At 70.2% G+C, this 12,315-nt stretch carries 15 protein-coding genes; 9 read left to right on the plus strand and 6 right to left on the minus strand.

Going from position 1 to position 12,315, the window contains the following annotated elements:
* Positions 1-80 precede the first annotated feature (80 nt).
* Together AC5LSR_RS10590 and AC5LSR_RS10595 are read left to right on the plus strand one after the other, a co-directional pair.
* Positions 81-1,292, plus strand: coding sequence for a molybdopterin-dependent oxidoreductase (locus tag AC5LSR_RS10590; protein ID WP_250283711.1), 1,212 nt, complete (start codon positions 81-83; stop codon positions 1,290-1,292).
* On the plus strand, positions 1,289-1,849 hold the full coding sequence (locus tag AC5LSR_RS10595) for a hypothetical protein (RefSeq protein ID WP_250283713.1): 561 nt from the start codon (positions 1,289-1,291) through the stop codon (positions 1,847-1,849). The genes AC5LSR_RS10590 and AC5LSR_RS10595 overlap by 4 nt, the downstream gene beginning before the upstream one ends.
* Here the strand turns inward: AC5LSR_RS10595 and AC5LSR_RS10600 are convergent.
* From AC5LSR_RS10600 to AC5LSR_RS10610, 3 genes are read right to left on the minus strand one after another with little or no spacing between them, the layout of a single operon-like run.
* On the minus strand, positions 1,804-2,571 hold the full coding sequence (locus tag AC5LSR_RS10600; protein ID WP_250283715.1) for a class I SAM-dependent methyltransferase: 768 nt from the start codon (positions 2,569-2,571) through the stop codon (positions 1,804-1,806). The two genes, AC5LSR_RS10595 and AC5LSR_RS10600, sit on opposite strands and share 46 nt — an antisense overlap.
* Positions 2,568-3,269, minus strand: coding sequence for a TIGR04282 family arsenosugar biosynthesis glycosyltransferase (locus AC5LSR_RS10605; RefSeq protein WP_250283742.1), 702 nt, complete (start codon positions 3,267-3,269; stop codon positions 2,568-2,570). The genes AC5LSR_RS10600 and AC5LSR_RS10605 overlap by 4 nt, the downstream gene beginning before the upstream one ends.
* Before the next feature lie 11 nt (positions 3,270-3,280).
* Positions 3,281-3,940, minus strand: coding sequence for a glycosyltransferase family 2 protein (locus AC5LSR_RS10610; RefSeq protein WP_250283716.1), 660 nt, complete (start codon positions 3,938-3,940; stop codon positions 3,281-3,283).
* Positions 3,941-4,181: 241 nt separating this feature from the next.
* Here AC5LSR_RS10610 and AC5LSR_RS10615 point away from each other — a divergent pair, with 241 nt between their 5' ends.
* The 3 genes from AC5LSR_RS10615 to AC5LSR_RS10625 all read left to right on the plus strand — a co-directional run bounded on the left by AC5LSR_RS10615 (position 4,182) and on the right by AC5LSR_RS10625 (position 7,287).
* Entirely contained in the window at positions 4,182-4,901 is a 720-nt protein-coding gene (locus AC5LSR_RS10615) for a response regulator (protein WP_250283718.1), read from the plus strand.
* A gap of 37 nt (positions 4,902-4,938) precedes the next feature.
* The gene (locus tag AC5LSR_RS10620) at positions 4,939-6,084 is read left to right on the plus strand and encodes a sensor histidine kinase (RefSeq protein ID WP_250283721.1); all 1,146 of its coding nucleotides are present in this window, start codon (positions 4,939-4,941) and stop codon (positions 6,082-6,084) included.
* A 159-nt stretch (positions 6,085-6,243) separates the two neighbouring features.
* Entirely contained in the window at positions 6,244-7,287 is a 1,044-nt protein-coding gene (locus AC5LSR_RS10625) for an NAD-dependent epimerase/dehydratase family protein (protein WP_250283723.1), read from the plus strand.
* A gap of 148 nt (positions 7,288-7,435) precedes the next feature.
* Here AC5LSR_RS10625 and AC5LSR_RS10630 read toward each other — a convergent pair whose 3' ends face one another.
* Positions 7,436-7,999: a hypothetical protein gene (locus tag AC5LSR_RS10630; RefSeq protein ID WP_250283725.1), complete on the minus strand. Its 564-nt coding sequence runs from the start codon at positions 7,997-7,999 to the stop codon at positions 7,436-7,438.
* Positions 8,000-8,492: 493 nt separating this feature from the next.
* Here AC5LSR_RS10630 and AC5LSR_RS10635 point away from each other — a divergent pair, with 493 nt between their 5' ends.
* From AC5LSR_RS10635 to AC5LSR_RS10645, 3 genes are all read left to right on the plus strand, one after another.
* Complete coding sequence (locus AC5LSR_RS10635; RefSeq protein ID WP_250289676.1) at positions 8,493-9,569, plus strand: cytochrome P450 family protein; 1,077 nt, start codon at positions 8,493-8,495, stop codon at positions 9,567-9,569.
* Positions 9,570-9,645: 76 nt separating this feature from the next.
* Positions 9,646-10,230 (plus strand): cytochrome c oxidase subunit 3 family protein, encoded by a 585-nt coding sequence (locus AC5LSR_RS10640; protein ID WP_250289678.1) that lies wholly within the window; start codon positions 9,646-9,648, stop codon positions 10,228-10,230.
* Between the two features lie 10 nt (positions 10,231-10,240).
* Positions 10,241-10,510 carry a cytochrome C oxidase subunit IV family protein gene (locus tag AC5LSR_RS10645; RefSeq protein ID WP_250283730.1) on the plus strand — a complete coding sequence of 90 codons (270 nt, stop codon included), beginning with the start codon at positions 10,241-10,243 and terminating at the stop codon, positions 10,508-10,510.
* 306 nt (positions 10,511-10,816) lie between these two features.
* Here the strand turns inward: AC5LSR_RS10645 and AC5LSR_RS10650 are convergent, their stop codons facing one another.
* Together AC5LSR_RS10650 and AC5LSR_RS10655 are read right to left on the minus strand one after the other, a co-directional pair.
* Entirely contained in the window at positions 10,817-11,233 is a 417-nt protein-coding gene (locus tag AC5LSR_RS10650; RefSeq protein ID WP_250283732.1) for a type II toxin-antitoxin system VapC family toxin, read from the minus strand.
* Complete coding sequence (locus AC5LSR_RS10655; RefSeq protein ID WP_250289680.1) at positions 11,230-11,487, minus strand: type II toxin-antitoxin system prevent-host-death family antitoxin; 258 nt, start codon at positions 11,485-11,487, stop codon at positions 11,230-11,232. The genes AC5LSR_RS10650 and AC5LSR_RS10655 overlap by 4 nt, the downstream gene beginning before the upstream one ends.
* 139 nt (positions 11,488-11,626) lie before the next feature.
* Between AC5LSR_RS10655 and AC5LSR_RS10660 the strand changes: the two genes are divergently transcribed.
* Complete coding sequence (locus tag AC5LSR_RS10660) at positions 11,627-12,151, plus strand: AAA family ATPase (RefSeq protein WP_250289681.1); 525 nt, start codon at positions 11,627-11,629, stop codon at positions 12,149-12,151.
* Positions 12,152-12,315: the final 164 nt, after the last annotated feature.

A 12,315-nucleotide genomic window follows, 5' to 3' on the forward strand; every position in this document is an offset into this window, starting at 1 on the left:
GGTGCCCTCACGGCCGGTTTCTCCGTTCCGTAAGGCTTCGGCGGGGCCGGCGGGGTGCGCGCCGGACCTACCGTGCGGGCGTGCGACCAATCACCGGCTTGTTCACCGGACGTCTTCCGGAGCCACCCGCGACACTGCGCCGCGGGCCGTTACGTGCGAACGCCTTTCCCAGCCGCCTGCACGACCCGCGGGTCGCCTCGCTGCTGGGTATCTGGCTCGGGATCGCCTTCGGGGTGTGTTTCCTGACCGGGCTGGTGTCGCATTTCATGCAGCACCCACCGTCGTGGTACGTCTGGCCGTCCCGCCCGGTGTCGCTGTACCGGGTGACGCAGGGGCTGCACGTGACGACCGGGCTGGTGTGCGTCCCGTTGCTGCTGGTGAAGCTGTGGACGGTGTACCCGCGGCTGTGGGAGTGGCCGCCGGTGCGTTCGGTCGCTCATGCCCTGGAGCGGCTGTCGATCGTGCCGCTGATCGCCGGGGCCGTCTTCCAACTGGCCACCGGGATCGCGAACACCGCCCAGTGGTACCGGTTCCGGTTCTTCTTCACCGTCACCCACTACTGGGTCGCCTGGATCACGATCGGCGCGCTGGGTGTACATATCGTCGCGAAACTCGCGGTCGTGCGGGCGAACGTGGGCCGCGGCCGGAACAGCCGGCAGCACCTGACGGACCGGGTGAGTGCTCCCGAGCCGCCGGGCAACGGGCTGTCCCGGCGCGGTCTCGGTATCGCCGTCACCAGCGCCGCCGGTGTCATCGTGGTGACGACCGCGGGGCAGTGGATGCCGGGCCTGTCCGGGCTCGACCTGCTCGGGCCGCGCCGGCCGGACATCGGCCCGCAGGGGCTGCCGGTCAACAGGACCGCGGTGGCGGCCGGGGTCGCCGCGGCTGCCCGCAGCCCGGGCTATCGGCTGGAGGTGGTCGGCCCGCGCCCGTTCGTCCTCACTCTCGACGAGCTGCGGGCGTTGCCCCATCACGAATCGAGGCTGCCGATCACGTGTGTGGAGGGCTGGGCCGCGGACGCCACCTGGCGTGGCCTCCGGCTGCGGGACCTGCTGGATGCCGCCGATGTCCCGGTGGACGCGACGGTGCGGGTGGAGTCCCTGGAGGCGGGCGGGGCCTACCGGAGCAGCGAGGTGCGCCCGCCGCATGCCCGGGACCCGCTGACCCTGCTGGCCACCGTCCTCAACGGAGCGGAGCTGGACATCGACCACGGATACCCGGCGCGGCTGATCGCGCCGAACAGGCCCGGCGTCCTGCAGACCAAATGGGTACACCGGGTGGTGATGCTGTGAACGGACAGGTGCCGCTGCCGCGCATCCACGGGCAGGAGGAGCCAGGTGGCCTGGGGCGTCCTGCCGGCCCGGCGGGCGCGGATTCCGGTACTGGTACTGGTACCGGTACCAGTACCGGCCTCACGGTCGCGGCCGTGCTGCGGGTTCTGGTGGTGGCCGCCGGCCTGGCCGCGATCGGGTACGGGATCCACGGCCTGGCCGACGGGCGGCCGGCCACGAACCCGCCGAACACGACGGCGTGGCTGATCGGCGGGATCGTGGTCCACGACCTGCTGGTCGTCCCGGCGACGATGGCCGCCGGATTCGTGCTCGGCAGGCTGGTCCCGGCACCGTACCGGGCGGTGCTGCAGGGGGCGTCGGTGGTCAGCGCGGCGGTCGCCCTGGCGTCGCTGCCCCTGTGGCGCGGCTACGGCGGGTCAGCCGACAATCCCTCGGTCAATCCACTGCCATATGGACGCAACCTCGGGATTGTCCTCGGCCTGATCTGGGCGTGCGCTGCCGCCATAATTATCTACCGTATTATTTGTACCCGTTTTTCTTCAAACGGAAAGTTCTGATCTGGTTCAGGGAGATTCCGGCCGGCTGATTGAAAGGGCCGGGGCTTGTGGCGCCCGGTGGACAGGACGGCGAAGTAGCGGCCCTGGCCGTGCCAGGTTTCCGTGACGCGCAGGTCGGCGTCCGCGGCGAGGTGGGTGATTTCCTCGACGCCCACGAAGGTCCAGGGGAACGCCCGCGACAGCCGGCCGTCCGGCCCCTCCAGCCGGATCAGGGACGTGCCGGTCGGTGTCCCGGGCGGTTCGAGCTCGATCAGTGCCCGGCCGGCGGGGGCGAGCAGTTCGGCGGTGCGGCGCAGCAGCCGAACCGGATCGCCGCCGATCCCGATGTTCCCGTCGGCGAGGACCAGCACGGCCCACCGCCCTTCGCCGGGCAGGTGGCCGAACACGTCACGTCGCAGCGCCACCGCGCCGGCGCGGCGGGCGAGCCTCACCGCGAACGGGGCCACGTCGATGCCGAGGGCGGGTACGCCGCTGCTGGTGAGCGCCGCGGCAAGGCGGCCAGGGCCGCAGCCCACGTCAAGAGTCGGCCCGTTACATCGACGCAGCAGGGACGCGTCACCCGGTTTGGCGCTGCCCCGCCAGCGGCCGACCGGCAGCGGCTCCCGCCGCCCGTCGGTATGACGTATCCACAACTGTCCTGAGACGGACCGTAGCCCAGCTTCGTAGACGGCGGTGGGGCAGCACCGGCCGTGGACGGCCGCGAGTGCCTGACCGCTGGTCATGGGATCATCGCCAGGTTGGCGTGATCTTCCTGGAAGCTTCGCAGCGTCGCGGCGAACCGTCCACCTGGTGCGATCCGGGCGACCACCGCCGCGTCGGCGGCGGTGTCGACATCCCGCAGGACCGGAAGGGTCACCACCCGCAGGCCGGCTTCGGACAGGCGGGCCCGCTGCCGCGCACCGGTGTCGGGACGGGACGTCGGGACGTCGCGCAGCAGCTCGCCGTCGGGGCGTCGCAGGCCGAGCGCCCACCAGCCGCCGTCGGCGGCGGGGCCGAACACCGCGTCGGCGGAGTCCAGCGCGAGGCAGGCGTCGGCCAGCAGCGCCGGTGTCACCTGCGGGGTGTCCATCCCGATCAGCAGCGTCGGGCCGTCGCTCCCGTCGAACGCGGCGGCGAGGCGGGCGTCGAACGGCCCGGACAGCTGCGGCACGACCTCGAGCGCAGCCGGTGCCCCCGGCGCCTCCGGCGCTTCCGGTGTTTCCGGTGTTTCCGGTGTTTCCGGCACACGTAGCCACGGGCCCACGGCGCCGTCGAGGACGAGGGTGGGACGCAGCCGGCCGAAACCGGGAAGGCGGCCGAGCGCGCGGACCGCGGCCAGGGTGTCCGCGAGCGCGGCGGTGGCCACGGCCGCCGCCTGCTCCGGGCTGAACGGTGGCGTCAGGCGGGTCTTGACCCGGCCGGGCACGGGTTCCTTCGCCACCACCAGCAGCCTCACCGCAGGCCTGCCAGGAGCGCGGACATGTCGCGCACGGCCCGGGCCGTGCCGAGCGGCGAGCCCGTCACCTTCGACCGGCCGACCCGCGGGCGGTAGTCAACGTCGATCTCGACGATCCGCCAGCCGGCCCGCGACGCCCGCAGGAGCAGCTCCAACGGGTAGCCGAACCGGCGGTCGGCGACCGGCAGCCGCAGGAGGTCGTCACGGCGGGCGGCCCGCATCGGCCCCAGGTCGCGGACGGGTACGCCGCGGCGGCGCAGCCGTCCGGCGACGACCGCGTTGCCGAGCCGGGCATGCGGTGGCCAGGCCCGCGGCGAGGTCGGGCGCCGCCGCCCGAGCGCCAGCTCGGCACGTCCGGCCAGCAGCTCGTCGACGAGACGGGGCAGCTGGGCCGGGTCGAGGGACGCGTCGGCGTCGCACACGCACACCACCTCGGCGTCCGTGGCCCGCAGGCCGGCGTGTACCGCGGCTCCGTAGCCGCGTTCGGGCACGGTGACCACGACCGCCCCGCGCTCGCGGGCCAGCTCGGGTGATCCGTCGTGGGAGCCGTTGTCCGCGACGACCGCCCGGTAGCCGGGCGGCATCCGGCCCAGAACCCAGGGCAGCGCGCCGGCCTCGTTCAGACAGGGCAGGACGACGTCCACCAGAGGTCGCAATTTGTCACTTTCTGTAACCATAAGTGCGACTGTAGGGGCGAAACCTCCTGATCGACCCTTACGGGACGAGGAACGCCCCGCCTCACCAGTCACCGCCCCAAGGCGCACAAATGAGCGAAAGCTCGCGAAGCGCACGAAGGATGTGAATCTCGTGCTCGCCGCCTACCGCAGAGGATTACGAAGTGGAGAAGCTCGTCCCCGAGCTGGTCACAGCCGGTTGTCAGGCCCTTATCGTGACGGCGTGACCCGTGTCCTCGTCGTCGATGACGACCCGACCGTGGCCGAGGTCGTCGACCGGTATCTGCGTAACGCGGGCTTTGACGTCGACCGCGCCGCGGACGGCCTCGCGGCGTTACGGATGGCCGAGAACAGCGCGCCGGATCTCGTCGTACTCGATCTGATGCTCCCGGGCATCGATGGCATCGAGGTCTGCCGCCGGCTGCGGGAACGCCGGCCGGTTCCGGTGATCATGCTGACCGCTCGGGGTGAGGAGGCGGACCGTATCGCGGGCCTCGAAACGGGTGCCGACGACTACGTGACCAAACCGTTCTCACCGCGCGAGCTGACGTTGCGGGTGCGGTCCGTGCTGCGGCGGGCGACCGAGCCGCCGCCACCGGCATCCGGTGTGCTGCGTGCCGGCACGCTGGTCGTGGACGCGGCCGCCCGTACCGTCACCCGGCACGAGGTGGCGCTCTCCCTCACGGTGCGTGAGTTCGATCTGCTGGCCTTCCTGCTGCGCCATCCCGGCCGCGCCTTCACCCGTGCCGAGCTGCTGGAACAGGTGTGGGGATGGAGCTACGGCGACCCCTCGACGGTCACCGTCCACATCCGCCGGCTGCGGGAGAAGATCGAGGACGATCCGACCGCCCCCCGGATGCTCGTCACCGTGTGGGGTGTCGGCTACCGGTACGACCAGGCGCCGCCGCCTGCCGACGACCCGCCTGTTGCCTATGGATCGTGACAGAAAGTAGCGAAGAACGCGGCAGAACGGAGTGATCGTGAGCGCCGAACTACAGGTCGTGATGATTGCGCTTGCCTGTTCGGCCGTGGCCGCGCTGACGGGGGTGCCGCTGCTGCGTCTGCTGCGGGGACGGCCGCTGTGGGCCACGGTGGCGGCGCTCTCGGTCGTGCCGGTGCTGGCGGTGGCGGCGGGGGTCGCCGGTACCGCGCGGGCGATGTTCCTTTCCGACCACGACCTGCGGGTCGTGCTGATCGTGGTCGCTGTCTCGACGGTGGTCGCCACCGCCGCCGCGGTGCGGCTGGGGCGGCCGGTCGTTACCGCCACCACCATGCTGACCAGTGCCGCGGCCACTCTCGGTGAGGCCGGCTATCACGGAGCGGGTCGCGTCCCCACGGCTGAGCTCGCCACGCTGGCACATACGCTGGATGCCACCCATATCCGGCTGGTGGCGGCGCGTGACCGTGAACGGGCGCTGGAAGCCAGCCGACGCGAGCTGGTGGCCTGGACAAGCCATGACCTGCGGACCCCGCTGGCGGGAATCCGGGCGACGGCGGAGGCGCTACAGGACGGCCTGGTGACCGACAGTGAGACAATGTCTCGTTACCATCGGTTGATACTTGCCGATGCCGAGCGGTTGACCGGCATGGTCGACGACCTGTTCGAGCTGGCCCGTCTGCAGGCCGGGGCCTTCCGGCTGACTCTTGAGAAGGTCTGCCTCGCCGACCTCGTGTCGGACGCGATCGCCGTCGTGGACCCGATCGCGCGGGCCAAGGGCGTCACCCTCACCGGCACCGCCGATCATGCGCTGTTCGTCATCGCCGACGCGACCGAGGTCGGACGGGCGCTGACCAACCTGCTCGTCAACGCCATCCGGCACACTCCGGACGACGGGACGGTGGAGGTCACCGCGGAGGCGGACACCGCGCGGGACCGGGCGCTGCTCGCCGTGGCCGACCGCTGCGGCGGTATCCCCGCCGACGATCTGCCCCGCCTGTTCGAACTCGGTTTCCGTGGCGAGGCGGCGCGGACACCCGGCGGCGGCGATCATCCCCACCAGCTCCGGGTGCGCTCGGGGATCGGGCTGGCGATCGTCCGCGGGATCGTCGAGGCCCATGGTGGCGACGTCACCGTGCACAACCACCGGGGCGGCTGTCGCTTCGTCGTCGCGCTCCCGGCCGCCTGACCAACGCTCCCTGGCCACCTGGGCAGACGCATGCCCGCGGGCCGCGTCACGCATCCGGGCTTCCCGGGCTTCCCGGTCTCCTCCGGGCTTTCCGGTCTCCTACGGGCTTCCTCGACTTGTAAGATCTGGAGCGCCCCGGAGCCGTTAGCGTCCGCGGGTATGCGCATTCTGGTCACCGGCGGCGCCGGGTTCATCGGTTCCCACGTGGTCGACACGCTCGTGGCGGCCGGCGACAGCGTCCGAATCCTCGACGCGCTGCTGCCGGCGGTGCATCGCGGCAGGCCCGAGGTGAACGCCGCCGCCGAGCTGATCGTCGCTGACGTGGCCGACCGCTCCCAGGTCGAAGCCGCGCTCGACGGTGTGGACGCCGTCTGCCACCAGGCCGCCATGGTCGGTCTGGGGGCAGATCTCGACGACCTGCCGGCCTACGCCACGCACAACGGCCTCGCCACCGCGGTGCTGCTGGCCGCCATGGCCCGTCGCGGGGTACAGCGCCTGGTGCTGGCGAGTTCGATGGTCGTCTACGGCGAAGGTGGCTACCGCTGCCCGGCCGACGGGCCGGTGCGCCCGGGCCCGCGGCTACCGGCCGAGCTGGATGCCGGCCGGTTCGAGCCGCCGTGCCCGCGCTGCGGCTGTCCGCTGGAGCCGACGCTTGTCACCGAGGACGCGCCGCTGAAGCCGAAGAGCGTTTACGCGGCCACGAAGGTTGCTCAGGAGCACCTTGCCGCCGCGTGGGCCATCGCCACCGGCGGCAGCGTCCTGGCGCTGCGTTACCACAACGTCTACGGCCCCCGAATGCCCCGGGACACCCCGTACGCCGGTGTCGCGTCGATCTTCCGTAGCGCACTGGAACGGGGCGAGCCGCCACGCGTGTTCGAGGACGGTGGACAACTGCGCGACTTCGTCCACGTCCACGACGTCGCGCAGGCGAATCTGCGCGCGCTGCGGCACCCGGGCGCACCCGGCGAGCTCGTACCGCTCAACATCGGCTCGGGTGAGCCGCACAGCGTCGGTGACATGGCCTCGGTACTGGCTCGGGCCTTTGGTGGACCAGGGCCCGTCGTCACCGGTTCATATCGGGCCGGTGACGTCCGCCATGTCACCGCCTCGTCCGCCCGCGCCCGGGGCTTTCTCGGTTATCAGCCCCGGGTTGTCTTCAGCGACGGGGTGAATGCCTTCGCCCGCGATCCGCTGCGCGGATGACGACCCACGGTGCCTTCGTTCCCGGCACCGGTGAACGGTGGGCTTCACGCTCCGGGATATCGCCCCTGCCGGAAAACGGCCTGTTCTGCCAGCCGGGACGATACCCGGGCGGACGATGGTCAGGCGGATGGTGCTCAGGTGATGCTGCTCAGGTGATGGTGCGGCTGACCCGGACGAACAGGTGGTGGAAACCGGCGAAGCCGCCGAACAGGCCGCCGATCTCAAGCACCTGGACGCGGGCCAGCCCGTCGGCGAGGATGATGTCCGAGGGCGGCAGGTTGGCCACGGCGTTGGCGAACGCCTCGTCGAAGCTGAGCTTGGACGACAGGCCGATGGCCTCCTCGGCTCCCGCCGGCGGAGCGGGCCGGTCGGCGCCACCGCGGACGGCCTCCACAAAGCTGACCAGGTCCTTGCCGGCGGGCTCGATGTCGACGTGGTCGGTGCCGTCGGCGTGATGGACCGTGATCGTGTCCTGGTCCTCGGGGTAGCGGACCGCCTCGGCGTAGCGGTACGGCGTGACGTGCTGCGGGAAGATACCCGGCTTCGCGCGGCGCAGGAGATTGAACTGCTGCGGGAAGATGCGCAGCAGGCTCCTGGCGATGTCGACCTCGTAGCCGGGGCTGGGCAGCTCGCCTTCGGCGACGAGCAGCACGAACGGCCCCTCACGGAAGGCGCGTATCCGGGTCCGGCTCGCCAGTTCCCAACGACTCATGACTCCTCCTGGTAATTGTCGGTCGCATCCGGGATGTGGCTTCTCCGCCACGGATATCTTCTTACTTTAGGCAACTGATCAGATACTATTGGCATATAGGCGACAGTTTTGCGCCTGCCGTGGGAACACGGTGTAGGCATATGTTGCCTGTAAGCAGATCACGAAAGCCCATGAGAGCCGTTCGGGGTGGCGGGTGTGGCCGTGAGCGCGCCGATCGCGATCTACGGCACGATGTAGATCGCGATGTAGAGGCCCGACCGTGAGGCGGGGTTCCGGAGGGCTGGCGGTCCGCTTGATCCCGGTGGGCCCGCCTGCCCGCACGGCGCGGTGGGTCTGTCGTCCTGGCCGGTATGACCGGCCTCTCATGGGAGTAGGAAAAGCTCCCTTATGGGTGATGCGGGATTCGTGACCGACATCACATGATGAGGTGCACCGCCGGACGGGGCCGTTCAGACCGATCAGACGGCTGCTCGCCCTGACGCAGGAGCCTCGCATGACCGTCACGTACACGGGGTCCGCCTCGGCCGTCGGTGTCCCGGGCGAGATCGCGCGGCATGTGGCGCTGCCCGAGGGGCGCCGGGGCGACGAGCCGCTCCGCACGGCGTACCGGCGGCGGCGGGAGAACGCGCCGCTGGCGGAAGCGCACGTCGAGGGCTATGGCCCGATCCGGCTCATCACCAGGTACGCGGACATCGTGCGGGCCGAGAAGCAGCCGGCTGTTTTCGCCGCCGGCGGTGGCGGTGCGGGCGTCCGGCCATCGAATCCGTACCAGGCCCATACTCCCCGAGGAGATCTGTTGACACTCATTGTGAACCCACCGGCGCCTACGGACTCGTCGACGCGTCTCACGGTCAGCGACCGGATCGAACGCGCCTTTTCGGCGGTTGTGCCGATCGGCGTGCTCCTCATGTTCGTCGGCCTGCTGGTCGCCGGTTATATCCCGGCGCTGCCCGCCTACTGGTCCGCGGAGAAGGTCGCCGACTTCTATCGGGACAACACGAACCTCATCCGTTTCGGGATCATTCTGACGCTGGTCGGATTCATGGTCTGGGGCCCGCTGATCACGGTGATCCTGCGTCAGATGTTACGTATCCGGCCGGAGCAGAAGGCCCTGGCCTACCTGCAGTTCGGCGCCGGCCTGGCGGCCTGGCAGTTCCTGTGGGTGCCGATGCTCGTCCTGGCGGCCGCCTCGTTCCGGCCGGAGCGCAGCCCCGAGGTGACGCAGACGCTGCACGACCTGGGCTGGATCCTGCTGTTCATGCCGTTCATGCCGTTCGTTCTGCAGAGCGGCGCCATCGCGCTGGCGGTGCTGCTGGACACCGGGCCGAAACCGGTCTTCCCGCGCTGGGTGGCCTACTTCAACGTGCTGGAGTGCTTCCTCTTCATGGCGGTGATCCTGATGCTGTTCTTCAAGACGGGGCCGTTCGCCTACCACGGCGTGCTGGTCTACTGGATCCCGCTGTTCATATTCGGTGTGTGGCTGCTCGTGATGGCATGGGCCACCTATCGGGGGGCCGTGGAGGAGCAGGCACGGCGGCTTGAGAGTGCCTCGGGCGCGTATGCGGGTTGAACGGCCGGCGTCGGCGTACCCGCCGTCGTCGGGCGCTCGGGCCGGCGCCCCCGGGCCGCGTGGCCACGTCCCGGACGTGCCCGATGGCGGCGGTCATGCCCCACCCGCGCGTGCCCCGCATGTGCCCGGTGAGGCCGGTGTCTGGGTCCTCGTCCTCGGCGAGATGTCGATGTTCGGGGTGTTCTTTGCGATCTTCATGGACGCCCGTGCCGGTGACCGGGAGCTGTTCGCCCGGTCACAGCAGCATCTGGGCATCGCGATCGGGCTCGTCAACACGATAGTTCTTCTGGCGAGCTCGCTGTTCGTCGTACGGGCCGTCCAGGAGGTCCAGGCCGGTGGGTTCGGCCGGGCGTCGAGATTCTTCACGCTGGCGCTGTCCTGCGGCCTCGGATTCATGGGCGGAAAAGCTCTGGAGTACGGCGAGAAGCTGCACGCCGGCATTTATCCCGTGACGGACGCGTTCTACATGTACTATTATGTGCTCACCGGGATACACGCTCTCCACGTCGCCGTCGGTATGTGTGTGCTCGCTTTTCTGCGGAAGGCGACGAGAAATCCGTCGCGTCGTCCGAAGGCCACGACGGTCGAGGCGTGCGCGTCCTACTGGCACATGGTGGATGTATTATGGATCGTTCTGTTCCCGTTGCTGTACCTCATCTGACGGCGATCTGATGGCGCGCCCGCGCACGGTGGCCCCGGGCCGGCTGGTCCGGCTGGTGTTCGTGGGGCTCCTGCTGCTGACGGCCGGCTCGTCGTGGTTCGCCGAGTCCGAAAGCGCCCGCGGCGTCGCCACGACGGCGTTCGTCATGACCGTCGTGGCGGCGAAGCTCCACCTGGTCGGCATGCACTTCATGGAGCTCAGGCACGCCCCGTTCGCGCTGAAGCTCGCCTTCCACGGCTGGATCGTCCTGGTGTGGGGCCTCATAGTCGGCCTCAGCTGACCCGTCCAGCCGGCCCATGAGCGCGCCCGGGCCGGAGGACTTCCGGCTCTGTTACGAGACGAATGTCCTCGGGCCGGTACGGATGATGCGTGCGTTCATCCCGCTGCTGCGGCGCTCGACGCTCCCGCGGGTCGTGATGGTGTCGAGCGGAATGGGCTCCCTTGCCATCACCACCGATCCCGCACGGTTGGAGCCGGGCATCGTCAGCCTCGTCCACCCGTCGTCGGAAGCCGCCCTGGATATGATCACAACTTCGCCAACGCCGCCTCGGCCAGGTGGCCTGTCAACAGGTCCGACGTGGAGTGCTTACTGCGGGACGGGCCGGCCGGGTGCTGTCGTGACCAGGCCGAGTTCTTCGGCGGTGGCGGCCAGGCGTCTGTCGTAGGTCACGAAGGCGCTGACTGTTTTCCCGGACGCGACGAGCTGGTCCGCGGTGGCGAGGTGAATAGCGTCCAGCGACCGTAGATGGGGGAAGGGGTAGGCGCCCGCGGTGGCTCGGACCGCGTCGTCGATGTCCAGGCGGTCAAGATGGGCGAGAACGCTGGCCACCGCCGCCAGCCGTGCTGGTTCCTCCCGGCGTAACGCCCGTGGGACTTCGACTTCGGCGAGTTTAGAAGTGATCACATGCTCGGCCGGTCGGGCGTTGAGCCATTCGGCCAGGGCGTCGCTCTCCAGCTCGGGCCTGATCAGCTTCACGATCGCGGAGGTGTCCAGATAGATCACCAGCGTTCCTCGTCGCGGAGCTGCCTGATCAGTTCGCCGGCTTCCAGGCCGCTGATCTGTGGCCCTTTCGGTGCGACGAAAGGGCCGGTGATGGTGGCCGGGGAGACTTTGCCCGCCGCGATCAGGTCGTCGAGCTCCCCGGGTGTCGCCGGCACGATACGGCCGATCACCTTGCCATGCCGGGTGATCTCGATGGTCTCGCCGCGCTCGACGCGCGCGAGCACGCCCGCGGTGTCCTGGTTGAGCACCCGCACAGGTACCTGTTCCACCGACTCATCGTAGTACGTGGGTAGTACTGTCCTGGTGTCGTCGCGGCGGAGGGTGACACGGCCATCGACGCCGGTCCTTCGTGACCGGCGTCGATGTCAGTAACATGAATGTTGGTCTTCGCGTGTGCATGAGGACTTCGTGGGCAGTGCCGAGGAGCTGGCGCGGCTGGCCGCCCACCTCGCGGCGGTCCGTGGCGGCCGGGGCCGGCTGGTCAGCGTGCGAGGGCGGCGCCAGGCCGGCAAGTCCAGGCTGATCAGCGAGTTCGTGCGCCGTACCGGCCTGCCGCAGACGTTCGTGACCGGGGCTCGTCAGGCGATCCCCCAGCGAGACCTCGACGGGTTCGTCGAGGACGCCCGGCTCGACTGCACGCTGCCCGGCGTCGACGGGCTCGCCGCCGGCGGCTTCACCACCTGGGGCACACAAAGGTGGGTTGGAGCGTGGTCGCCATACGGGACCCGGAGCGCATGGCAGGTAAGGATGGCTCGGCTGGCGAAGCTGGCGAACAACCAGCAGTTCAATGATCCCCGCGCGGGCGGGGCCGCAGCCCGGTGGGCGTCCGGGATCGGCTGTCGAGGTCGCGGTGGGTTACGGCGGCGGCGCTGTTGGCCGGGCCAGTGGCGGGAGTGGGCCCCAGGTCTCGGCCGGTAGCCGGACGAGCCGGCCGCCGCGCGGCACAAGCCACCCAAGCCACCGCCACGCCTCGGGCGAGGCACCGAGCAGCTCGTCTCGGGATGCCGACCAGACCGCCAGCTCCCCGTCGGGAAGCTGCTCAAGACACCAGCCGACCGGCTGCCCGGTGGCGCTGTCCCAGA

Source organism: Protofrankia sp. CiP1_Cm_nod4 (genome assembly GCF_982290645.1).

Bases quoted from the DNA above. Each gene is read 5' to 3' on its own strand.
- AC5LSR_RS10600 (WP_250283715.1), bottom strand. From the start codon at position 2,571: ATGACCAGCGGTCAGGCACTCGCGGCCGTCCACGGCCGGTGCTGCCCC.
- AC5LSR_RS10625 (WP_250283723.1), top strand. From the start codon at position 6,244: ATGCGCATTCTGGTCACCGGCGGCGCCGGGTTCATCGGTTCCCACGTG.
- AC5LSR_RS10630 (WP_250283725.1), bottom strand. From the start codon at position 7,999: ATGAGTCGTTGGGAACTGGCGAGCCGGACCCGGATACGCGCCTTCCGT.
- AC5LSR_RS10635 (WP_250289676.1), top strand. From the start codon at position 8,493: ATGACCGTCACGTACACGGGGTCCGCCTCGGCCGTCGGTGTCCCGGGC.
- AC5LSR_RS10645 (WP_250283730.1), top strand. From the start codon at position 10,241: ATGGCGCGCCCGCGCACGGTGGCCCCGGGCCGGCTGGTCCGGCTGGTG.